14 protein-coding genes and 3 tRNA genes are annotated in these 24,699 nt (G+C 43.1%); 7 read left to right on the forward strand and 10 right to left on the reverse strand.

The window, feature by feature from the left end:
• Positions 1-130: 130 nt before the first annotated feature.
• The 3 genes from HG267_RS07945 to HG267_RS07955 form a co-directional block, all read right to left on the reverse strand.
• Positions 131-3,034: an NHLP bacteriocin export ABC transporter permease/ATPase subunit gene (locus tag HG267_RS07945; protein ID WP_045872814.1), complete on the reverse strand. Its 2,904-nt coding sequence runs from the start codon at positions 3,032-3,034 to the stop codon at positions 131-133.
• Between the two features lie 242 nt (positions 3,035-3,276).
• On the reverse strand, positions 3,277-5,484 hold the full coding sequence (locus HG267_RS07950) for an NHLP family bacteriocin export ABC transporter peptidase/permease/ATPase subunit (protein ID WP_045872815.1): 2,208 nt from the start codon (positions 5,482-5,484) through the stop codon (positions 3,277-3,279).
• A 470-nt stretch (positions 5,485-5,954) separates the two neighbouring features.
• On the reverse strand, positions 5,955-6,788 hold the full coding sequence (locus HG267_RS07955) for a dienelactone hydrolase family protein (protein ID WP_045872816.1): 834 nt from the start codon (positions 6,786-6,788) through the stop codon (positions 5,955-5,957).
• 463 nt (positions 6,789-7,251) lie between these two features.
• Between HG267_RS07955 and HG267_RS07960 the strand changes: the two genes are divergently transcribed.
• A complete protein-coding gene (locus HG267_RS07960) occupies positions 7,252-8,202 on the forward strand; it encodes a zinc-binding dehydrogenase (protein ID WP_045872817.1) in 951 nt (316 codons plus the stop codon).
• Between the two features lie 606 nt (positions 8,203-8,808).
• Here HG267_RS07960 and HG267_RS07965 read toward each other — a convergent pair.
• On the reverse strand, positions 8,809-9,078 hold the full coding sequence (locus HG267_RS07965) for a GlsB/YeaQ/YmgE family stress response membrane protein (protein ID WP_045872818.1): 270 nt from the start codon (positions 9,076-9,078) through the stop codon (positions 8,809-8,811).
• An 808-nt stretch (positions 9,079-9,886) separates the two neighbouring features.
• Here HG267_RS07965 and HG267_RS07970 point away from each other — a divergent pair.
• The 5 genes from HG267_RS07970 (at position 9,887) to katG (ending at position 17,747) form a co-directional block, all read left to right on the forward strand.
• On the forward strand, positions 9,887-10,084 hold the full coding sequence (locus HG267_RS07970) for an AI-2E family transporter (RefSeq protein WP_255325313.1): 198 nt from the start codon (positions 9,887-9,889) through the stop codon (positions 10,082-10,084).
• 206 nt (positions 10,085-10,290) lie between these two features.
• Positions 10,291-11,031 carry a two-component system response regulator RppA gene (gene rppA / locus HG267_RS07975; protein ID WP_045872820.1) on the forward strand — a complete coding sequence of 247 codons (741 nt, stop codon included), beginning with the start codon at positions 10,291-10,293 and terminating at the stop codon, positions 11,029-11,031.
• A 4-nt stretch (positions 11,032-11,035) separates the two neighbouring features.
• Complete coding sequence (rppB, locus tag HG267_RS07980) at positions 11,036-12,364, forward strand: two-component system sensor histidine kinase RppB (RefSeq protein ID WP_045872821.1); 1,329 nt, start codon at positions 11,036-11,038, stop codon at positions 12,362-12,364.
• 319 nt (positions 12,365-12,683) lie between these two features.
• Entirely contained in the window at positions 12,684-15,287 is a 2,604-nt protein-coding gene (locus tag HG267_RS07985; RefSeq protein ID WP_045872822.1) for a chloride channel protein, read from the forward strand.
• 264 nt (positions 15,288-15,551) lie between these two features.
• Positions 15,552-17,747, forward strand: coding sequence for a catalase/peroxidase HPI (katG, locus tag HG267_RS07990; RefSeq protein WP_045872823.1), 2,196 nt, complete (start codon positions 15,552-15,554; stop codon positions 17,745-17,747).
• Between the two features lie 366 nt (positions 17,748-18,113).
• Here katG and HG267_RS07995 read toward each other — a convergent pair whose 3' ends face one another.
• The 5 genes from HG267_RS07995 to HG267_RS08015 all read right to left on the reverse strand — a co-directional run bounded on the left by HG267_RS07995 (position 18,114) and on the right by HG267_RS08015 (position 21,248).
• Entirely contained in the window at positions 18,114-19,640 is a 1,527-nt protein-coding gene (locus HG267_RS07995; protein ID WP_045872824.1) for a slipin family protein, read from the reverse strand.
• Positions 19,641-20,200: 560 nt separating this feature from the next.
• Positions 20,201-20,273, reverse strand: a tRNA-Leu gene (locus tag HG267_RS08000).
• Positions 20,274-20,303: 30 nt separating this feature from the next.
• Positions 20,304-20,378 (reverse strand) — tRNA-Ile (locus tag HG267_RS08005).
• Positions 20,379-20,447 (reverse strand) — tRNA-OTHER (locus HG267_RS08010).
• Positions 20,448-20,624: 177 nt separating this feature from the next.
• Positions 20,625-21,248 (reverse strand): flavin reductase family protein, encoded by a 624-nt coding sequence (locus HG267_RS08015; RefSeq protein WP_045872825.1) that lies wholly within the window; start codon positions 21,246-21,248, stop codon positions 20,625-20,627.
• Between the two features lie 206 nt (positions 21,249-21,454).
• On the opposite strand from HG267_RS08015, the gene HG267_RS08020 reads away from it, so the two are divergent.
• Positions 21,455-22,306 (forward strand): MBL fold metallo-hydrolase, encoded by an 852-nt coding sequence (locus tag HG267_RS08020; RefSeq protein ID WP_235623103.1) that lies wholly within the window; start codon positions 21,455-21,457, stop codon positions 22,304-22,306.
• Between the two features lie 326 nt (positions 22,307-22,632).
• Here the strand turns inward: HG267_RS08020 and HG267_RS08025 are convergent, their stop codons facing one another.
• Entirely contained in the window at positions 22,633-24,237 is a 1,605-nt protein-coding gene (locus tag HG267_RS08025; RefSeq protein ID WP_045872827.1) for a TrbI/VirB10 family protein, read from the reverse strand.
• Positions 24,238-24,699: the final 462 nt, after the last annotated feature.

A 24,699-nucleotide genomic window follows, 5' to 3' on the forward strand; every position in this document is an offset into this window, starting at 1 on the left:
TTTGGTTTTTTGTTGAGTAACTAGTTTTTTGGTTTTTTTGTTGACTTGAGAGATTGGGGAACAAACAATTCAAAATCCATCCCCAATGCCCCATGCCCCATGCCCAATGCCCCATGCCCCATGCCCTATACTAAATCTGTTGCCGCTTAATCAATTGACCAAACAATCCAGGTTGGGTGGCGAGTTCGTCAAAATTGCCTTGTTGTACTAAACGCCCATTTTGCAAAACGTAAATGCGATCGGCGTTGCGGATGGTGCTGAGGCGGTGGGCGACAACAATGCGAGTAACGTTCAGTTTTTCTAAACTTTCACTAACAATTGCCTGGGTACGATTATCTAAGGCGCTGGTGGCTTCATCAAATAGCAAGATGCGGGGGCGTAAAGCTAAAGCGCGGGCAATTAATAACCGTTGTCGCTGTCCCCCGGAAAGGTTTGTACCACCTTCGCTGACTACTGTATGCATCCCCATTGGCATGGCGTTGATATCATCAGCTAAACCTGCCATCCTTGCGGCTTCCCAAGCTTCTTCCATTGAAATGACGGCGTTACTGGAAATATTGTCAAATATGGATGCAGACATTAAACGGCTGTGTTGCAATACTACACCTAATTGACGGCGCACGGCGTTGACATTTAATCCGGCTAGTTCTTGCCCATCATAATAAATACTACCAGATTCTAGATTTTCAAAACCTAATAACAGGCGGAATAAAGTAGACTTACCACTTCCCGAAGGGCCGACGAAGGCAATAAATTCTCCGGGTTCTGCCCGCAAGCTGACATCATCTAGAGTCAGGGGGCCATCAAGGCGATAGCGGAAAATGGCATGGCTAATTTCGACTTTGCCTGATAATCTGCCTGGGTCGGCTTTATTGGTATCGACTTCTGGGGTAGCTTTGAGGATGGGTTGGGCGCGTTCCCAGAGGGGAAGGGCTTCTAAAACATCAACTACGGTAGTACTTAAGCTAGTTGCACCACTGATAAAGGTGCCAAATGCGGCATTGAAGGCTAAGAATGTCCCTGTAGAAAAACCACCGCCGTTAGCTTGGGACTGTTGCAATAAACTGGTGGCGAAGCCAAAAATGATGGCGGGGGTTAAGGCGGAGAGCAGATTATTAATGACGACTAAATTATCGTCAATACTCTGAGATTCTAAGGTTAAATGGAGTTGCTCACGATATTGTTTACCCCAGTAAGCAAATGCTCTCGATTCCGCGCCTACTGTCCGGAATTTAGACACACCGTTGATGATTTGTACCATCATTCCAAAGAGTTTACCTTGCATATTTAACAAGGGGCGGATTTTGCGTAGTGTGAGAATCCCAGTCACAATGGTGACGGTGACATTCACTAAAGCCACCAATACGGCAATCATCGCCAAAGGTGGGCTGTAGTAAAACAGTAAGCCTAAATTTAAGAGCGAGAAGACGCTAGAAAATAAGGTTTTGAGTAAAGTATTGCTGAGTTTTTGCCTAATCTGACTGATTACAGAAACCCGCGCGCTTAAATCACCGATGGAAAACTGGCGGAAAAATGATGCTTGCAGGTTTAATAATCGATCCCAAATAGCTGCTTGGGTGGAAGTATCGGCAAAGGTTTCTAAGCGCATCAGCGCTATGCCTTGGGTAAGCTGAAATAGCGTTGCCCCAAAGGTAGTAGCTACTAACCCTAAGGCAATTTGGGATAAAAGCGCTCTATCAGCATCGGGAATTGCTTGGTCAATAAGAATTGCGGTGGCTTGGGGTGTCACCATACCCAGGAGTGTGGTTGCAATTCCGACAAATAATATGGTAAATAGTTCTTTATAATGCCCTTTTGCTGCGAATTGAATCAGAGAGATGACTTTTAAAGTCTCTGGTAGGGGGCGGTAGAAAGTATATGCAGTTGGTGATAAAGTTTGAGCAATTTTGCGATCGCACTTCACCCGTTTCTTTTCTATGGGGTCGATGAGTTCGTAACGGGTTTCGGAGACGGGTAAAACTGCAACTGGGCGATTATCTCCCAATGTATAAGCTAATAAAGGGCCGCTATCACGATTCCACCAGCCATCCCGCAGGGTAATGCGCCGGATGCGGATACGGGAAGCGCGGGCGATCGCATCTAAAGGATCGCGGACTCTTCGCAAATCTTCGGAGTTTGCTGGGGGACGAATGGTAATATCTAAAACCCTTCCCACCGCCCCAGCCGCAAATAATAGCGCTTCTTCGGGAGTCAGGGCGGTTTTTAAGGGAGAAGTCGCAGCTTTTTCGCTTTCAAATAGATTCGCAAACTCATTCAGGGTAGTTGCGATCGCTTGATTATTCAGATGCGCCCGTTCTTGGAAGCGGACTAATTCAGCTTGGTTATGTTTTTGTTCGAGTTGTTGGAGTCCTGTTAAAACGTAGCTTTGAATTTGTTGTACCCCATCAATCAGGGTTTGATTGTCGGTGATCTCTGCACTCGCTACTGAGTCAACTTCGACAATCTCCCGCACTTGTAACCAGAGTTGAGAATTTAAGGGAATACGCCCCATCTCCGAATTAAATTCTAAATCTGGGAATCCCAGTAAATTCGCCTGTCCCTGTAATACCTTCACCCAGGCAACAGAGTCATGTGATACTTGAAACACTTCATTATCCCCCAAAACCGCGCAACCTGGGGTTTTGTTGGGCGTAGGGATAGTTCTAGAAGTAATTTCTGCGACAGCCGAACCTAGATGATTTACCCAACGTTCCACTGCTGCGGGGAGTTCCGCACCTAAATATTCTGGTGGAATTGGCAAAAGTTCTGCATCACTAAGAGCGATCGCCATGATATGATGCTGCCCATCAGGTGATGTGGGTTTGGCAGAAAACATCGCTTCACCTGCTTTGACGCTAAATAAATAACGTCTTCTACCTTTAGCAATGCCGTGCTGAACATTAATTGCAAATAGTGCTAGAGAACCAGATTTAACCACCCAAACTTTTTCGGGATTGTTGAGTAATAGGGGGTCATTACTCTTAAATTCATAGGGTTCTTCAAATAAGTCCATCTGATTTTCTTCAGCTAGCATAATTAAATTTATATCAAAATATTTAGGTTTAATTTGAGAAATTACTGGCGTAGGAAGGGAACGGGGAACAGGGAATAGGGAAGAAGAAATAAAAGTTAATGGATTTTTGTAAAATAGCTCACTCTAATATCTATTACTCTCTTCTTTGCGCCTTTGCGCCTTTGCGTGAGATAAAAAAAACCGCGAAGGCGCGAAGTACACGAAGGAAGAAGAGAGGAAGAGAGTTTTTGGCATTGTAAAATTTAACTTTCCAAAACCCCGCCTTCGCTCTTAATTAACTCTAAATACGGGCCTTCAACAGCACCCAACTCATCATGAGTACCGCGTTGCACAACCTTACCGCGATTGAGAACGATGATTTCATCGCAATCACGAATTGTACTCAAACGGTGAGCCACAATGATGCAACTACAACCCCGTAATCTCAAATTTTGGTCGATAATTTTTTCGGTTTCTGCATCTAATGCACTTGTAGCTTCATCCATTACCAAAATTGAGGGATTATTCACCAAAGCCCGGGCGATTTCTAACCTTTGTCTTTGTCCACCACTTAAATTCATTGCGCCTTCTAATAAGTCTGCATTGTAACCGCCGGGAAGTGACAAAATAATTTCATGAATTGCGGCATCACGGCAAGCTTGCATCAGGTTACTATCAGGAATAGTGGTGTCCCACAACGTCAGGTTCTCGCGCACAGTTCCAGCAAATAACATAATTTCCTGTTCAATTGTGGCGACAGAATTAACGATTACCTCACGGGGAATATCTTTTTTCAGTTCTCCATCAAACAGAATTTCTCCCGCCCAAGGTTGATAAAGTCCAGATACTAACTTAGCTACTGTCGATTTTCCCGAACCGCTACCACCAACTAAGGCTACACGTTGTCCGGGTTTGAGGGAAAAGCTAAAGTTTTCAATTAAAGGTGCGGCGGTACGGTTGTAGCCAAAGGTGATGTTACGCAGTTCTAAATGTCCTTCCAATTTGGGATAAGGAAGCACAGATGCAGAAGATGGTTTGCTGTCTACTTCTGTGGGGTTAAATAAAACATCATCTAGTCGATTTAAATTACCTTCGAGTTCTTGTAATTCACCACCTAAAGTTACTAGTTGGTTAACTGGTTGCATAAATTGCTGCATCAAGGATTGAAACGCAATCAGCATCCCGATAGTTAGCGCCCCATCCATGACGCGCAATCCCCCCACAGCGAGTAATAACATGGAGGTAATACCAGATAAAAAGCTTGGTAATGTTCCCAAGCCTTGATTAATGCTGTCCATTTCTTGACGCACATTAATTGACTTGGCGTAATATCCCGCCCAACGGGTGAAAAAATCTGACTCTAACCCGGAAGCTTTCAAGGTTTCCATACTTTGCAAACCTGCGATCGCTACCCCGCTGACTTTACCCGATTCTTGCATCATGCGAATATTGGTATCTACCCGCATTCTCCCTACCCACTGCAAAGCTACCAAATTCACGAAAACAAAGGCAACGCCAATGGAAGTTAAAATGCGATCGTATTGCCACATGACAATACCGTAAAAGCACACCATTACCGCTGAAATTACTGTTGTTGCCAGTTTACCGGATAATAAACTTGCTAATCGGTCATTGAGTTGAATCCGGCTACTAATTTCCCCAGCGAAACGTTGATCGTAAAAGCTGACAGGTAGATGTAGTAAATGCCAAATAAATTTACTTGACATTGACATTGATAATTTAATTTTCATCCGCCGCAACAACTGTAATTGCAAGCGGGTTAATAAGCCAGTAATTAAGGCTGTAAATAGCATTCCAAATATTAAAGGACGTAACCAATCTTCTCGCCCTTGAATTAAGATTTGGTCTACAAATACCTGGGAAAAAGTCGGCATGGCTAACCCAGGAATTACTAAGAAAAAACCAGCTAATACACAATATAGTAAAGAAGCATAAGAACCACGCAACCGGGAAGTTAAAGCTAAAAATAAACTCGGTTTACTTCCGCCCTTTTTAAACTCCGGGCCGCGTTCAAATACTAAAACAACACCTGTAAAAGACGAGCTAAATTCATCTAAAGCAATTTTACGTCTTCCTGTTGCTGGGTCATTGAGGAAAACGTGATTTTTACTAAAACCTTCAACAACTAAAAAATGATTAAAATTCCAAAATACAATATAAGGACAGGACATTTGTTGCAGTGCAGCAATATCTGTCTTAAAACCCTTAGCTTGTAAGCCGTAACTCCTAGCAGCATTGAGTACATTTGAAGCCTTACTTCCATCCCGCGAAATACCACAAGCTTGGCGTAATTCTGCTAGGGGAACAATGCGCCCATAGTAACCTAAAATCATCCCTAAAGCTGCCGCCCCACATTCTACTGCTTCCATTTGCAGTAAGGTAGGTGTGCGGCGAATGGGTTGAAATTTGGGTTTTATTTGTGATAGCTTTTGCCGAACTTGATCAAACATAAGCGTGATAGATAGCTTTCACCATAGAGAGAATCGCTTCTCAACCTTCGTTCCTAACTAAATATTTCTAGGGAGAGGTAACTTATGCAGTTTGTGGCAATTTCAGGACTGCTAGGCTGCAAGATACTCTTACAACCTCTCCTCACTTTTGCGGTAAATGTGAGTTTTACTACTATTAGCTTGCTTAAATTGCGGAGATAGATACACCACGGCTACCCCAGAGTACGCAGATAATCCCAAAATGAAGATTTAGGGTGTATTATACCGCAGGCTAATGTACCATTTCTCAACTACTGGACTGGCACGGCAGCAAGTGGTGCATTAGTAAAACTTTTGTGGGATGGGTGTCTCACCCGTCCGGGGCGGACAAGATGTCAAAATGGCATGGAATTTCGAGCAATTGAACGGGGTAAAGGTAAAAGGGAAAAGGGTAAGGGACAAAAACCTTTCCCCTTTCCCCTTAATGGTAATTAGACACCATGCTGTTTAAACCATGCTTGGAGTTTTTTCCAGCCGTCTTTTGCTTCCTTTTCCTGGTAGGAGGGGCGATAATCGGCATAAAAGGCATGGGGTGCGTTGGGATAAACGATGATTTCCGATTTGCTGCTGCTAGACTTGAGGCGATCGCGCATTTTTTCTACAGTATCTAAAGGAATCCCTGTATCCTTACCGCCATAAAGTCCTAGTACGGGAACTGTTAGCGTTGAGGCAATATCAATGGGATACTTGGGTTGCAGTTCTGTGGCATCACCAACTAATCTGCCATACCACGCTACACCTGCTTTAACTTGAGGATTATGTGCTGCATATAACCAGGTAATACGACCACCCCAGCAGAAACCCGTAATTGCCAACCTGTTAGCATTTCCCTTTGCCGATTTCACAGCCCAAGCTACAGTAGCATCAAGGTCAGATAATACCTGAGCATCGGGAACTTTTGCTACTATGGGGCGAATTTCATCAATGTTGCTTAATTTTGACACATCACCCTGACGGATAAATAATTCGGGTGCGATCGCTAAATATCCCAACTTGGCAAAACGACGGGCAACATCTTGAATATGCTCGTGTACACCAAAAATTTCTTGAATTACCAGCACAATCGGAAAATTGCTACCCCTGGCTGGCTGCGCTCTATAAGCTGGAATTTCACCATCTTGTACAGGTATTTTCACCGCACCAGCGACTAATCCTTTAGTATCGGTGGTAATGACTTTCGCATTTACAGGTTGTACTGCTAAAGCAAAGCCTGTAGCCAGGGTAGCAGTTGCGATAAAGTTGCGGCGTGTTATATCTTGATTCATCTTGATGCCTTGCGCTATCCGGGTTTAAATTTATTGTGTTAGCGAGTAGGAATTAGGTATTCAGGGCTTAGTGTTTTGGAGTTCTACTTGCTGAACTTGATACAAGCCAAATTCACTTAGCAAAACTAATTATTAGTTTTACATGAATTTATCCAAATAGAAATTTTAACTGCGGATGGTGTGGAGCAAGGCATAGCAGCTATACCCAATCAACATAATACAAGAACCATATCCGTGAAGCAGAGAAAGAGAAGAGATTGCTTAAACTCGTCAAACGTTAGAATTGACAAGGGTCAGAGAGATGCGATTAATCGCGTCTGTACAAAAATTGCAGAGACGCGATTAATCGCGTCTGTACAAAAGTTAATTCTTTCCCATTAACCATTACCCCTAATCCCCACTCCCTGCGGTCGTGGGGGCCCCGAGTTCCCCAGTCCCTAATCCCCAATCCCCAATCCCCAATATGAGCAAAATACGTGCCGTTGTTGTTGACCCCAATGTATCAGGGCGTTTAGTACTGCGTGATGTCGATGCACCTACCCCAGCTGCTAATGAAGCAGTGATTCGAGTAGCAGCAATTTCTCTCAACCGAGGAGAAGTTAGACGTTCTACAACCTCTGCTGCTTCTGGTTGGCGGCCTGGTTGGGATTTAGCTGGTGTCGTAGAAACTCCTGCAGCTGATGGTTCAGGGCCAGCTGCGGGAACCAGAGTTGTTGGTTTACTGCGTTTTGGTGCTTGGGGGGAATTGGTAGCAGTACCCACCCACTCATTAGCAGAATTACCTGCTTCAGTATCTTTTGAACAAGCTGCCACATTACCAGTAGCAGGTCTAACCGCCTATCACGCTCTACTTAAAGGCGGTTCACTTTTAGAACGCTCAGTATTAATTACAGGTGCTTCGGGTGGTGTAGGCTACTTTGCTATTCAATTAGCACAGATCAGCGGCGCACAAGTAGTCGCACATATTCGCCGTCCAGAATACGAATCTTTTGTCAAAAGCGCTGGTGCCCATGCTGTAATTATTGGGGAAAAGTTGCCACCACAGAGCGAATATGGTTCCTATCACTTAATTCTTGAGTCCGTTGGTAGCGACATTTTGGGAACATCTCTTGGTTGGTTGGCTCCAAATGGTACAATTGTGCTATTTGGTACATCTGGAGGTACAGAAGTCACATTTAATGCCCAGAGTTTTTATGGCACAGGTGGCGCAAGTTTGTACGGTTTGATATTATTTCATGAACTACAACGAGAATCTGCTGCATTGGGATTGCAAAGACTTTTACGTTTAGTAGAAGCTGGGCAATTGCGTCCTCATATTAATATTGAAGCCGATTGGACACAAATTGCGGAGGTAGCGCAAAAGTTACTTGAAAGACAGTATCTAGGTAAAGCTGTATTACGCATTTCCAATTGAATTTGAAGAGATTATCTGAATACGAAAACTACATGGGTAGAGGGTTTAGCAATACTCACCTGTGTCAACTTAACGTGAAACCCGCTCTTGTGCAAGGTTTCGCCCTCTCCCCCAGCCCCTCTCCCACAGGGCTAAGGTGTACACACAAGTACTCTCCGCATACGTTTCAGGGATTTCAACCCCCTTAAATTGTCATTGCGTTCGCGTAGCGTCTCGTAGAGAGGAGGAACGACGAAGCAATCCCAGCACCCTGCGATTGCTTCGCTTCGCTCGCAATGACAGGTTGTGAGCGATTTTTATCTGAGTTTAAAACTCCCTTCCAGGTAGGATTTCAAGACTTCTGTGTACACCGTAGCTCCCACAGGGAGAAGGGAGCAAGAGATTTAGTTCCCCTTCTCCTGCGGGAGAAGGGGTTAGGGGATGAGGGCGCGAGGTATTTGTACAACGCCCGCCCTATATCGCTTTTAGCTTAAGTTGACACCTATGAGCAATGCTAAACCCCTACACAAATGTATGTTGATCGCAAGGTTTACTTTATTAATCATTTGTGAATCGTTCTCTGCCTTATTGCCCATCTATGACAACTTCTCAACAGAGGCTATCGATTTAGTAAGCTCTGCGGGTAAAAGTGTAGTAAAGCCATAAACCAATAATGGCACCAATGATGGAGACGATAATACCGCCAATACTCAATCCTGCTGAGGTTAAGGCTAACGTTCCTGTGGTTAACAAAGTGTATATACTCCCACCAATGAGCGCACCAATGATTCCTAGGAGGATTGTGCCTAAAATGTTACCCCCTTGATGTCCGGGATAAATCATTTTGGCGATCGCACCTGCAATCAATCCTAAAACGATCCAAGCTAGAATATTCATAATTTTTCTCCCTTAACAACATATTTCGTTAAACACGCTGAACATTCAATCATTTACTCTGCCTGTTTTTGTAATCAGACAAAAATTACTATTTTTCTGTGAGCAATACATTAAGCGTGTTCTTCTTGCTATGTATAGAATATGATTTCTTTCAAGACTACTTCCACCATCTGAAGTAAGAAAATCTATCTAAATACCATCTACTTTGAAATTTTTAATTGTTGAGCATCGGGTTGTATTCGTCTAATCTGCGACTGTTCCCGATTTCCTGCTCTCTTGGGAAAACTCCTGTTCCCAACTTGGAGAAGGTTGAAAATATTAAGTTTCTGCAATCATTAGTAACAGATTTTGAGACTGATTCTGCACGATAGCTTTATTTAGCTACTATCAAAAGTAGCATCTATTAGTAGGAGAAAATCAGATTTATTTATTTAGATACTAATCATTTATGATAATTTATTTTTCAGAAAAAATCCAAATATTGAGCGAATACATACCATAAATTAAAATCATAATTGGCTAATTCAAGCAAATTCAATATCCCAAGTCAAACAACTGACTTTAGAAGGATGATTATTCATGTCAATACACATATAGGAATCCTATAGGACTCATATTTGATTTCTGAAATACACGTAGGGGAGCCAGTGCGTTGCGGAGGTTCCCTCCGTTATAGCAACTGGCGTTGTGTTGTCGCACAGCGCAACGCACCAAAGCCCAGAATACGGTGCGTTACACTTGGTGATAACGCACCCTACACATACCTAGATTTTTTCAATAATCAAATCGGATTCCTATAGACGCTCATATTGTGCAACCATTAGTCATGGGACAGCAAGTTAATATACATCCTGTAATGGTAATTGTGACGTTTCTGGTTATGGGTAAGCTATTTGGTTTAATTGGGGTATTGCTTGCAGTTCCAGCAGCAGCCGTGATTGTGACGCTCATTGATGAGTTTACACGTAAGGAACCACAAACAGAATTGCCCCTAGCAGGAGACTAATTTCCTAATACCGATTCTAAATGAGGGTGCATATAACTGTAGAATGGGAAACAACAAAGATTAATACCAATTCAAATATTTTTTACCACAAGCTTGTGATATATCAAATTATTTTAGTTTCTATCTAAAGTAGAATCAAAATTTCATAGTGATTTCACTTTTCTATGCCAGCGTAATTAAAGAAGGCTTTTAGCAATGAGTTGAGTATGCGGCTGATATTAGTTGAGGATGAAGCAGATTTAGGCGCAGCAATCAAAGAAGTCCTATCTCATGAGGCCTATGTAGTTGATTGGTTTCTGGATGGGACTCAGGCGTGGCAATATCTGGAAACCGGCTGGACTGAGTATACGCTAGGGATTTTTGATTGGATGCTACCTGGAGTTTCTGGGGTAGAGTTGTGTAAATGGTTGCGGAAGCGCCAATTAATTCTGCCTGTTTTGATGTTAACGGCAAAAGACCGTATGGAAGAAAAAATTATTGGTCTAGATAGCGGTGCTGATGACTATTTGGTGAAACCATTTGATATGGCAGAACTGCTAGCAAGATTAAGAGCATTACAACGCCGTGCTTCTTATGTAGGCACAACATTTACACCCCAAATTCAACCCCGACGCTTACAAGTAGGTTGTCTAACTCTTAATTACAGTACTCATGAACTGACTCGACATTATCCAAATGGGGAGAAGCAATTATTATCTTTAACTGCCAAAGAATTCCAATTATTAGAATATTTCATGCGCCATCCTCACCAAATTATCAGTCGCGACCAAATTATTAATCAACTGTGGGAAATTGGTGCAGAACCATGTAGCAATGTAGTAGCTGCACAAATTCGTTTATTAAGACGCAAATTAGGAGAAGAAGATAGCGAATCTTTAATAGAAACTATCTATGGTGTAGGCTATCGCCTCAACATTCATACCGAAAAAAAACTGCACTTTGAGTAAAAATATGCAACGCAATCCCATTTTTTACCAGACTCGTTTACGTTTAGCAGCTTGGTACACACTCGTGATGGGTGGTATTTTAGGGCTATCTGGACTAGGGGTTTATAGTGTAGTTGCCCATACCTACTATGAAACCATAGATCAGGGATTGCAATCAGTAGCAAAGGCATTACATCAAAGTATTGAACCAGCTTGGCAGCAACCTGGACATTTAGAGCAACTTGCTCAAGAACTTTCAGTAAAATTATGTATAACTCCAATCAACTGTTTGCCGAAAACAACTATTATTAAACAACCAATAGTAGAAGCAGCTAATCAAGTTAATTACTATATACGCTTATTGGATCGTTCGGAAAAGCTGTTTGCCATTGCAGGGATGTCATTTAATGATTTACCAATGACTTCACCGACAAAACAATGGCAAATTCTCACAAATTCTTCTGGTACTAGATACCGTCAAATCACTTTACCTTTATATACTCAAAACCAGCTTTCTGGTTATCTTCAGGTAGCACGCAGCCTTACAGACTTAGACCAACATCTTCATTATTTAAGATTAACTTTAATTCTAGGGTTGCCAATTTCCATGATTTTTGTTGGTTTATCAAGTTGGTGGTTAGCAGGGAGAGCCATGCAACCTGTATATCATTCCTATCAACAAATGCAACAATTTACTGCTGATGCTGCCCATGAGTTTCGTACACCCTTAGCTGCAATGTATTCTACTATTGAAGCTGCGATTAAGTTACAGCAAGAACCCAAATCAAATAGTAGCATTTTAGATGTTCTCAAACGTCAAAATCGTCGCCTGTCGCAATTGGTCGGAGATTTATTACTGTTGACCAGGATAGACCAGAAACAACTTATAGGAGAATATAAATCCTGCTGTTTAAATGATTTAATTAGCGACTTAATAGAGGAATTAGCATTTTTAGCTGTAGAGGCTCAAGTTAATCTTTCTCAGCAGATGCTAGTTGCCAAAAAAATCTATGTCATGGGAAATGAAGAACAGCTTTATCGTTTAATTTCTAACTTAATTATGAATGCCATTCAAGCGACACCTAGTGGGGGAAAAGTTACAGTTTTTTTAGAAGATAGCGAGCATTACGCGATTATCAAAGTTCAAGACACAGGAATTGGCATTGCTGTTGAACATCAAGGGCGAATTTTTGATCGCTTCTATCGAGTTGATCGCAATCGCTCTCGCACCTCTGGTGGTTCGGGATTAGGTTTAGCTATAGCATTGGCGATCGCGCTTGCACACAAAGGCACTATTCATCTTCAAAGCCAACCTGGACTTGGTAGTACATTTACAGTCCGTCTGCCTTTATAACTAGTTGTAATTTTTTATTAGTAATTGGTAAGAATTTCAAGCGTGTTTACGTAGAGTATATAGTTTGGTGCAATTACCAACTGATACCAAATCAAATAATTTTTGCGACACATCAATCATATTCTAGAGGGCAAAGCAGTGCCTTGCCCCTACAATCTGTCGCATTCTTTTTTAAAATTGGTATTACTTATATCTATCTTTCTTTTGATATATAGAAATTTCATTTAATTTTCATTTTTTAATGAAACGCTATTGATAGAAGAAAAAACATTTTGACAACTAAAACACCATCACTCTTGAAAAGTGATTGCTAAAAATGATGTTTGTGAGGGGAAAAATTCTGTGGTTGAGGCTTTACCGCCAGATGCTGCAACCAAGACGCTTGGCTTTCTTTGAAGCTTGCGTAATTGGTTTGGTTTCTGGACTGGCAGCAGTTGTCTTAGGGCAAGCAGTAGACTGGGCAGGGGCATGGCGAGTTCATATTTCCTACCTTTGGCCTGCCTATTTGGTGCTACCTGCTATTGGCTTAGTAGGAGGAGTCTTAGCTGGTTGGCTAGTAGAACGCTTTGCACCGGAAGCATCTGGTAGTGGGATGTCGGAAGTGAAGGCGGTACTAGCTCGTGTACCCATGCCGTTGAATTTGCGGATTGCTCTAGTCAAATTGATCAGTGCCACCTTAGTACTAGGTTCAGGAATGCCTTTAGGACGGGAAGGGCCGACTGTACAAATTGGGGCGGCTTTAGCCAATCAACTGAGTAATTGGGTGCCGACTTCCCCAGAACATCGTCGTCAACTGATCGCTGCTGGAGCTGGCGCAGGGTTAGCCGCAGCTTTTAATGCGCCGATTGCAGGTGTGTTATTTGTGGTGGAAGAACTACTCCAAGATGTCTCAGGTATTACCCTTGGCACTGCAATTTTGGCTTCTTTTATTGCTTCTGTTATCTCTCGGCTTTATGGCAGTCACAGGTTAGATCTGAACATTAATTTAGCTGTGACACATACAACATTCTTTGCTCAGGAAATTCCTTTCTACTTGATTTTGGGAGTTCTGGCTGGGTTACTAGGAATTCTCTTTAATAAGAGTGTGATTGCTAGTTTGGCAGTTAACCGCCGCCTGCTACGCTTGAGTTTACCCTGGCGAATTGGAATTGTTGGGTTAATTACTGGGATTGCGATCGCTATTTTACCTGTAGCCTTTCGCAATCATGCTGGGTTGCGAGATCTGTTGCTTACAGGTAATGGTGATTCAGTATTAGCTGCGATCGCTTTTGTTGTTCAATTTAGCTTAATTATTTTAACTTACGGCTCTGGAGCGCCAGGAGGTTTGCTAGTTCCCACCTTAGTCTTAGGAGCTGCCCTTGGCTACTTAGTAGGCGCTACGCAAGAGAGTTTGCTGGGCATGAGTGCAGCCACAACTTACGCCCACGTAGGCATGGCGGCATTTTTTAGTGCTGTCTCTAAGGTGCCAATTACAGCAGTTGTCATTGTCTTTGAGATGACTACAGATTTTAATTTGGTGCTACCGTTAATGATTGTGTCTGTAGTTGCGTATTTAGTTGCAGAAAAAATAGACTATAGGTCGCTTTACGATTTGCTACTAGAATGGAAAGGCATTCACATTAAAAAAGAACCAATTGTGGAGGGACTTTTAGCACAGTTAACTGCCGCAGATGTCATGCAGCGCCGTGTGGAAACTCTCTCTAGCAAAATGAGTATTGATGAAGCAGTACAAGCATTTTCCCATTCTCACCATCGCAATTTCCCAGTAGTTGAGAATGGTAAACTTGTAGGTATTGTCACTCAAAAAGATGTGGTAAATACTGGCTCCCAGCAGTTAGCTCGTGATACACTTATCAATGGGATTATGACACCAGAGCCAGTTACAGTCAGCCCCACAGCTACCCTGGCTTATGTTTTACATCTACTCAACCGTTATAACTTGAGCTGTTTGCCTGTTACCGAAGGGCGCAAACTTGTAGGAATTATTACACGGACTGATATTATCCGCGTTGAAGCCGAGCGACTCAATGGTAATGTAGAGAAAATTGAGCCGACCAAGACATTAGAACCTTCCTATGTAATTTACCAAACTCGCGCTCCGGCTATGAGAAAAGGCAGGTTGTTAGTGCCATTGTCCCATCCACAGACAGCCGAAACCTTACTAGAAATGGCAGCAGCGATCGCTAAAGAGAAGCATTACGAAATCGAATGTCTGCAAGTAATTATCGTGCCACGCGATCGCACTCCTTCGGAAACACCAGTGCCAACTGTCAAAAGTCATCGTCTGTTGCAACAGGCTGTACAGTTAGGAGAAGATTGGCGCATTCCTGTGCATACACAGATTCGGGTTGCCCATGATGTTGCAGGGGCAATATTAGAGACTGTCAAAGAGCGACATATTGATTTGGTACTCATGGGTTGGAAAGGCAATACTTCAACTCCGGGTAGAGTTTTCAGCCGAGTTGTTGATACTGTGATTCGCCAGGCGGCTTGTGATGTTGTGTTAGTGAAATTAAATGACCATAAAAGTTTTGAGCGTTGGTTGCTACCAATGGCAGGTGGCCCCAACTCCAGCCAAGCAATTGAGCTATTACCTGCGCTGACTACCCTGAGTTCATCACCTGCGATTAAGTTATATCAGGTTTTCAAACCTACTGAATCTCAACCAGATACAACATTGCTCAACAGATATCTTCGCTTTCTTGAGCCGAGAGTTAGTGGTAAAGTGACTGCTACCCCAGTCTGTGCTAATTCGGTTCCTGAGGCTGTCATTGATTGTGCTCAACAAGACCGCAGTGATGTAATTATCCTGGGCGCTAGTCGTGAAAGTCTTCTTAAGCAAGTGATTAATGGCAATATTCCTGAAAATATTTCTCGTAGAAGTAATTGCACAGTTATTCTGGTACGCAGTGCCACAGCTTAGAGACTTCCAACTCAAAAAATATTCCATTGCTGTGTATGCAGAGGAGGCTGCTTCCTCTCCCCCCTCAACCCAAGCTTGTATCTTAGATGCGATCGCCCTGCTTAGTCTATGAATATAACCGATTGTTTCAAATCATAACGTTGTTTATATTTCTCTTCGATTATATTTCTCATCGATCATCCCAATAATTGCCCATGTGCTATTTGTTGGCTATACCAGCACTACATCAAAAAATCCACAACACAAAATTTGACGGGAGATACTATGAGCAGCGAAAGCGGATGCCCATTTACGGGCGGAGGCCAGAAATTTCAGGCTCGTCATGTGCCGTCGAACCGAGACTGGTGGCCAAATTATTTGAATCTGAGCATTCTCCACCAGCACTCACCCCAGTCCAATCCGATGGGTGAGGCGTTCAACTACGCTCAGGAGTTTCAGAGTCTCGACTTAAATGCTGTCAGGCAAGATATCTATCAGCTGATGACCACCTCTCAAGACTGGTGGCCAGCCGACTACGGTCATTATGGGCCGCTGTTCATCCGCATGGCTTGGCACAGCGCAGGCACCTATCGGATTGGCGACGGTCGCGGCGGCGCGGGATCAGGTAGCCAAAGGTTTGAGCCACTCAACAGTTGGCCCGACAATGCCAACCTCGACAAGGCGCGGATGTTACTTTGGCCAATCAAGCAGAAATACGGCAAGAAAATCTCCTGGGCTGACCTCATGGTCTTCGCCGGCAACTGCGCCTTAGAGTCGATGGGCTTCAAGACGCTCGGCTTTGCGGGCGGGCGCGTAGATGTCTGGCAGCCAGAAGAAGATATCTACTGGGGTTCTGAGAAAACCTGGCTCGGCGACGAGCGTTACAGTGGCGATCGTGTGCTCCTCAATCCCCTGGCTGCGGTTCAGATGGGTCTAATTTACGTGAATCCCGAAGGGCCCAACGGCGAACCCGATCCTGTTGGCTCAGGGCGCGATATTCGCGATACCTTTGGGCGGATGGCGATGAATGATGCAGAAACGGTGGCGCTCGTTGCTGGCGGGCATACCTTTGGCAAATGTCATGGTGCGGCCGAAGCGACGCACGTAGGTCATGAACCTGGGGGTGCCACCATTGTGGAGCAGGGTCTCGGTTGGAAAAGCACCTTCAACACAGGTGTCGGCATTGATGCCATCACCAGCGGTATCGAAGGGGCATGGACTCCTACGCCGACGCAATGGGACAACAGCTACCTCGAAACCCTATTTAAATACGACTGGGAACTGGTGAAAAGTCCTGCTGGCGCACATCAGTGGACACCTAAGAATGGCGCTGGCGCAGGTACCGTGCCCGACGCACATGATCCAGCAAAACGGCACGCCCCCATGATGACTACAGCGGACATGGCCATGAGGCTTGACCCCATCTACGAGCCGATTTCGCGGCGTTATTACGAGCACCCGGATGAGTTTGCAGATGCGTTTGCCAAGGCGTGGTTCAAGCTGACGCATCGCGACATGGGGCCGCGATCGCGCTATCTCGGCCCAGAAGTCCCGGAAGAAGAGTTTTTGTGGCAAGATCCCATCCCCCCAGTCACCCATCAATTGATTGATGAGCAGGATATCGCCGCTCTCAAAGGCAAGATTCTGGCCTCGGGACTGTCTGTTTCCCAACTCGTTACGACTGCTTGGGCATCTGCCTCAACGTTCCGCTGCTCCGATATGCGCGGTGGAGCAAACGGGGCGCGTATTCGTCTCGCGCCGCAGAAGGATTGGGAAGTCAACCAGCCGACTCAACTGGCAACAGTACTGCAAACCCTAGAGGCAATTCAACAGGAGTTCAACAGCGCGCAGCCCGGCGGGAAGGAGGTTTCGCTAGCTGACTTGATCGTTCTGGGCGGATGTGCAGGGATCGAACAAGCAGCGAAAAATGCTGGTCACGACCTGACGGTTCCCTTCCAGCCGGGACGCACGGATGCGTTGCCAGAGAAAACGGATGTCGAATCCTTCGCCGTGCTGGAGCCAACTGCGGACGGGTTCCGCAACTACACCAGCGGCAAACGTAGCGAATCCCTGGAGGAGTTGCTGGTTGATCGGGCGCAATTGCTTTCCCTTTCAGCCCCGCAGATGACGGTTCTTGTAGGCGGCTTGCGTGTCTTGGGCGCGAACTATGGAGCATCGAAACACGGTGTCTTTACCCATCGTCCAGAGACATTGACTAATGACTTCTTCGTGAATCTGCTCGACCTGGGTACAACTTGGAAGGCGATTTCTGAAGATGAATATGAGTTTGAGGGGAGCGATCGCAAAACAGGGGCACTTAAGTGGACTGGTACCCGTGTTGACCTGATCTTCGGCTCAAATTCTCAGCTACGAGCTCTCGCAGAAGTCTACGGAGCTGAGGACTCGCAGCCAAAATTTGTACATGACTTTGTGGCGGCGTGGGACAAGGTGATGAACCTTGATCGCTATGACCTCAAATAGTCGAGAGTGAGAAGTCTTCGAGAATTTCTCGGCGTAATTTCGCTTATTTGGTGATTGATGGTCGAGGTGGAAGCCAATACTGCTCGGTTAAGGATTTTCAACTCTTAATTTGGTTTGGGGAAAAGGTGTACCCCTGCGGGGAAGCAAGCTACGCGTAGCGTCTCCGCAGGAGAAAGGGTAAAGGTTAAAGGTTTTTTCTTGCCCTTTTCCCCTTCCCCTTTTGCCCTTAACCGACAAGTATTGTAAAAATTCAAAATCGATACAGCATTACGAAACGAAAACTGGGGAAAGAAAACAGGTTGTAATTTACCCTTTTCCCTTTCCCCAGTCCCTAGTCCCCAATACCTAATCCCTACTCCCTACTCCCTACTCACGATTAATCCGAATTAACTCGGTTAAAATACTATCCAAACTGCCATTAACTTGAATTTTTTCAATTTTCTCAGCAATTCTTTCTAGTATTTCCAATTCCTTCAACCGCAACGCTACGGGGTTATCTTCCATCACCTTGGCAGTATTCAACATACTGCGAGTAGCAGCAGTTTCTTCACGACGACGAACTACGTTAGCTTGAGCAGCTTTTTCCGCTTCTACTACCTTGCTCAAAATCGTCTTGATTTCACCAGGAAGAATAATATCTTTCACACCTACAGAATCTACTTCAATTCCATAGTCTGCGGTTTTCTGGCGAATATATTCAGAGATGCTTCTATCAATTGCACCTTTATCCTCTAGCAACGCATCCAGAGTTTTTTCCCCAACTGCGCCACGCAAAGCAAACTGTAGCTCTTTGTATAAGTAGCCAGTAATATCTACTAAAGCGTTTTTGGCTCTCAGGGGGTCGAGAATGCGATAACCAGCCGTTAAGTTTAAACGCAAAGGTACTTTATCCTTAGAAAGGATATCTTGGCCAGAGACTTCGAGAGTTTGCTGACGCAAATCAAAGACTTGCGTTTGCCAAGAACGCCCAAATACCCACCATGCGTGTTTTCCAGGCTGGAGTAGAGTTTGAAATTCTTGATCAATGTACAATAAACCTACGTGCTGTGCTGGTACTTCGCAAATATGCAAACTATTGCGGCTCAAAGATAAAGCCTCTGGTAAACCCGCAACTAACTCTGCAACTAAGCGAGATGGCAACTTTGCATCGGTGCTGATGTCAATCACTTCGACTGCAACACCTTGCCAGAAAAGTTTGCGATCGCATGGTGCTAAAATGGCAATTACTTTTCCTTGATAGCGTACAATTGCTACTTGCTGGTTCTGTAATTGTACAGTCTCGCAGTAAGCCGCTACAAATTCTGGATGCTTTTCAATTAATACATCTTCTAAAGGAAAGCCAGGATTCGGAACAATTCGACTTAAAGAGCGAACCGAAACATCTCGATTCACAGTCCAAAAAGCATAATCTCCTGGTTCTAAGGGGCGCACAAAGTTATTTTGCTCATACAGCAACCCAATTTCATATTCAGAAATTATGAACTTTTTCAGCCCATTTATCGTAGTTAGACGTACTTGCTGTACAAATTCAGCAGGTAATTCTAAACTTTCATCTAAGTTAAATATATGAGATTCAACTTCAATAAAACCACGCCAAAAAGCCCGCAGTTGATTGGGTAGAACACTCACCCAAGTTTGCCCCACACGCACTAAAGCAACTTGATTAAATGCAGTTCTTACTACTAATAAATATTCTTGTAATTGTGCATTGTGATTTCTTAGTAACAATTCCAAGTTATTAATATTAGCTTCTGGTTGGTTAAGGTCATAGGTTTTTACTTGCCAATGCCAACCTAAATAAGTATGGGTTCCAGGCTGTAAGATTCTTTTAAAATCACTGCGATGATATAAAATACCAATTTCATTAGGTTTGATATAGAAAGTCTTCCACATAGAAAATTGCATAGTTAATTTAGGTAATCATAGCTGCTGTAGCAAGTTTGATCACAATATTTATAACTTTGGCTGATAAAATTTACTCTCTATTTTCGTTGAGCTAATTTTTTGTACAGCTAAAATAAAAATACTTTTGTGTTACATTACTTACTTCAGTTATTTATAAACTTAATTGTTTTTGTAATACATATACTACATTATATTTTAAAACTCTGCAAATGCAAGTGTTTACAGTTCAGTTGCGGGCAAATAGCATCTCCAAAACTGGATTAAGAGAACTGCTAAATTCCCTAAATTACCCAAAGGTAACCTAGAAAAAACAGCGCTCAGATATACCGTTCGCCTTGCGAATTCCAGAGTCTCCCTAGAGAAACCAGATGTAACAAAGGAAGGGACATACTCAAGTTAGGGAGAGAACATTTGCTCTAGCGCCTTCACTGTTACTACTTCGGATCGCAGAGCGATCGCTAGTAGTAAGCACCTACACCGCAGAGTTTTGCATTAAGTTACATGGGCTACCGTGACAGGGTAGTGTCTTTTGACCCGGACAGGGTTTTTGGGGCAGAAAGTGGATTTGAACCACTGATCTTTGGATACTAATTCCAACGAGCTACCACTGCTCTATTCCGCAAATTTGTCTTTTGACCCGGACAGGGTTTTTGGGTGAAAGTACAGGAATCGAACCTGTAACACATCGATTATTAGTCGATTGCTCTACCAATGAGCTAACTTCCTTGGTGTTTGATGTAGGACTCGAACCTACGTCCGACCTCTTCGGCTGCTCTACCACTGAGCTAATCAAACGGAGGATTAGTGACGCATTGCTCGGCGGTATGCGCTCAATCCAGAGTTTGGCGCACCAGACGGGCATACAGAACCCGAACCATAGCTTTGCTCATGTATTACTATTCCACTACTTAATGTAGCACAAGTATTTATCAGGTGGTAGTGAATAATTACTTATACCAAGTACTTCATAGCTCAAGTTCTAGGCGGCTGGTTATCAGGACGAGTAATTTGATATAAATCGTGAGTACTTGTATACCAATTTCCTGAGAGACGACCAATCGCATGTAGTTTGCTAATATCAATGGTGTTTTCAGGTGTAAGTAAATCGTCGCGGATATGCCACATCACTGCTTCAGCGATAATTAATCCCGATTCACTACCTTCATTGCCAACATAAACTACTTGTTTGAGTAAACACTCAATATTAATTGGTGACTCAGCAACTCGCGGCGCACGCACGCGTTTGCAAGGTGCAGGGGTTAGCCCGGCAATTTGAAATTCATCAACATCAGGCGTAAACTCACCACTAGTGAGATTCATGCGATCGCCTAATTCTTCTGCAACGATGTTGACTACTAATTCTCCTGACTGCTCCACATTCACCAGTGTGTCTTTTTTTGTCCCACGACGAGAACCACAAGAAATGGCTAGAGTTGGTGGGTTTGCAGCCACACCCATAAAGAAACTGAAAGGTGCAAGATTTAACGTACCATCGCTAGCAATTGTAGACACCCAAGCGATCGGTCGGGGAACTATCGAGCCAATCAGTAATTGGTAGCTATTTCTAGGATCAATTTGTGAAGGATCAATAATCATGTAGACTGCCCAAATAAAAATTACAGTTTAATTTGAGCCAGTACTAAGTGTAACTGTGTCTTTAGGACGATGAATGCTCCCAAGTACTGAGGTGAACTAGTAGTCGAACATTCAACAATTGCAAGTGAAATTTATTCACCTTTGTGCAGAAAGCTGAAAATTCTCTCCTGTGCTGCCTTCACGATCAGTCTTTAGCTGAACACGATATGATGGATAACCCTACTCAACTTGTCTTGCCTACAGACAGCAACAAAGCAGATATTGAAACGGGTGAAATCTTATTTATTGGCACTGCAACTGTGCTTTTGCGCTATGCAGGATTTACAATACTTACCGACCCGAACTTTCTCCATAAAGGAGAACACGTGCATCTGCATTATGGCATCCGCTCGGCTCGGAAAACTAATCCAGCAATAGAAATGACGGAGTTACCACCCCTGGATTTAATTGTGCTGTCGCATATGCATGAGGATCATTTTGACCGCGTTGTCGAGCAAAAACTCGACAAAAACTTACCAATTATCACAACCCCTCATGCAGCAAATAAGTTGAAACAAAAAGGATTTAAAGCAACGCAAGCACTTGAGACTTGGGAAAGTTTGACTGTTACTAAAGGCAATAATTCACTGCGAATTAGCGCTATGCCAGGAAGACATGGCCCTGGCGCGATCAATGCTTTACTTCCACCTGTAATGGGCAGTATGTTAGAGTTTCAAAATTCTACCAAAGAAACTCTATATCGCCTCTACATTACGGGCGATACACTTTTGTATGAAGAGTTAAAAGAGATTCCCCAAAAGTACCCTGACATTGACCTTGCATTACTGCACCTAGGAGGAACAAAAATATTTGGTATTCTCCTAACTATGGATGCAATGCAGGGAGTACAAGCAATTAAAATAATTGCTCCCCAGACTGCTATACCAATTCACTATAACGATTACACAGTTTTCAAGTCACCGCTAGAGGATTTTATGCAGGCGGTTACAGCAGCAGGTTTAGAAACTCAGGTGAGATACTTAAATCACGGTGAAACTTACAAATTTACTGTGAAATAATACCAATTTGAAAAAAGAATGCAATATATTCTAGAGGGCATTGGCACTGCCTTGCCCTCTAGAATATATTGATGTGTTGCAAACATTATTTGATTTGGTATAAGTTTTTTATCCCAATTTAAAAACACAGTACAACATATGAGTAGGGGCACACAACATTGTTATGCCTTGAAATTTTTGGGGCTGAATCTCGTAATACTACAAAAAGATTCAGCCTTGCTTTAAACAATAGGCTTGAAATCCTTACCAATAACAAATGACCAAGGACAAATGACCAAGAACAAATGACAGCCTCAGCCAGTTATCTTTAAATTTCGCCGACCTACTTACAATTGCATCAATTGATTAACGTAGATTTCAACTGCTGTACCCGCAGGTAAAAACCAAACATTAGTTCTTTGGCTCATTTGGGCGATCGCTTGTTGATTGCGTTGGGTAATTTGGGGAACCACAGTGTTCATTCCACCTTCTAAAACTCCCGCCCAAATGTTGCGTTGTGGGTTGGTATTACTAATGACAGTACCACCAGCATTTGTAGTCACAACTTGAGATTCTGTACGGTTAGTTAACTCTGCTGCTTTACCAAGGCCACCTAAGACAAATAGTCCTATATCCATACCTAAAATAGATGAACCCCTATTAGGGAATTGGTTGGCGATTAGAGGTCTACCTTGGGATGCACGCACCATCATCGCATTTTCTGGTAAGCTTCTTTCCGTAAGATTTCCATTATCTTTGGCAATCATTTTTACTACTTTCATTTGCAGTAAGCCTTGTTCGGAAAGAGAACCAATTTCAGCTAATAATTCGGTATTTGCAGGAATAGCGATCGCACCATCCACTGCTTTTAATGGCTCTTTTAAACGTACTACAAAAACATTTTTGTCATCGCTATTGGAAGATTTACTGGTTTCTCCAAATACTGCTGTCGCCAAAACAGCTTTAGCACTACTACCAATGGCTATAGATTTTGGACTCTGCGATGATACTTGACTAACCACAGAAGTTTGCTGTCTGGGTTGTTCAGGCTGAGGATTATTACTCTGTGGCTGTACTGGCTCATTTCTTTGGTTGATCGGAGTGGTTGCATTCACATTAGGTGTATTAGTGACAGCAACCTGTCCATAGCTACCTAACTTTGCTAACTTTGACCATTCTTGAAGCGGGTTCGGTGTCGGTGATGGAGTTATATTAATTAATGGCTGAGGATTTGGGTTGGTAACTATTGGTTGTGGTAACAGCGAAGGTAGAGGAAAAGGCGTTTGTTGAGGATAGGGAGGTCTGACAATGCGCTCAACAGTGACTACACGGGGTGCATTAACTGCTGATGGTGGTAATGGGGGTGTTGGTATTATAGGTAACACAGTTCGTCTATCTGGAAAAGTATCTGGTTGCGAATTTCGTTGATTGGCTACCTGAGAAGCAGATATGAGTTTTCCACTCCTTAATTTTTGTTGTGCTAATTTGATAGCGTCTGCTTGTTCTGTAAGGGCTAATTTAGTTTTAAGAGTTTCTACTTCTGCTGCTAAATCTTCAGAAATTGAGTCTTTTGTGGTTGTCGGCTGCATTTCTGGAGAAACAATAATATTCTTTTTGGGCTTTTGATTACTACCCATCAACTGCGATAAAAATGCGCCAGCAACTAACACTATAGCTAAAGTGGCAGTACTTACCACACCTAACTTAGCAAAGGGATTAGATGACAGTGACTGCTCAGTTTTAACTTCTGATGGTTCAGGTAATGATGGCTGCAATTCAGCAGCCTCTGATACTGCTTCCGTATCAACAGATGCAGATTCATCTTCAAAACCAACTAATTGTGCTATTCGTGATTCCCATTCATCAGAGTGTACCTCTAACGGAGAATTATCAGATTTGAGTAGAACTAAATCTTGTGGAGGACTTTCTGAAGAGATTAGCATTTTTGTTATACTTAGCTATATATGATTTTGTTTTAGTGGTAAAGCACCGAATCGTTGCTGGATATAGTTCTAAGTTTTTATCCTGTGTCTCATATTGCAGTCCTTACATTAGTAAGTAATATCAAAGTTTGCAGATGGAGTTTGCTGATTTAACTGCTGAAAAACAGACCAGTAGAACATCGATACTAGTAAATTTTACAAATCTAATCTCAATGTTAACACTAGAAACAGTGGTATATAGTATTAGTCTATGTATTTTAGGTCTTAATCTCCTGCTTTTGCCGTTTTTACTGATAAATATTTAAATTTCGACATTAAAAACTTTATATAACAGTATATTTGATGCATTTGCAAGATTCAGCAACTACCATCAATCCTTGACTACATATCTGCTAGTTACATGATATATGAGGGATTACTTCCCTTATACCCAAAGAAGAATTAATCTCACATATTCAAGTGTGCTATTCA

The organism is Tolypothrix sp. PCC 7601, assembly GCF_025677855.1.
Taxonomy (GTDB): domain Bacteria; phylum Cyanobacteriota; class Cyanobacteriia; order Cyanobacteriales; family Nostocaceae; genus Aulosira; species Aulosira diplosiphon.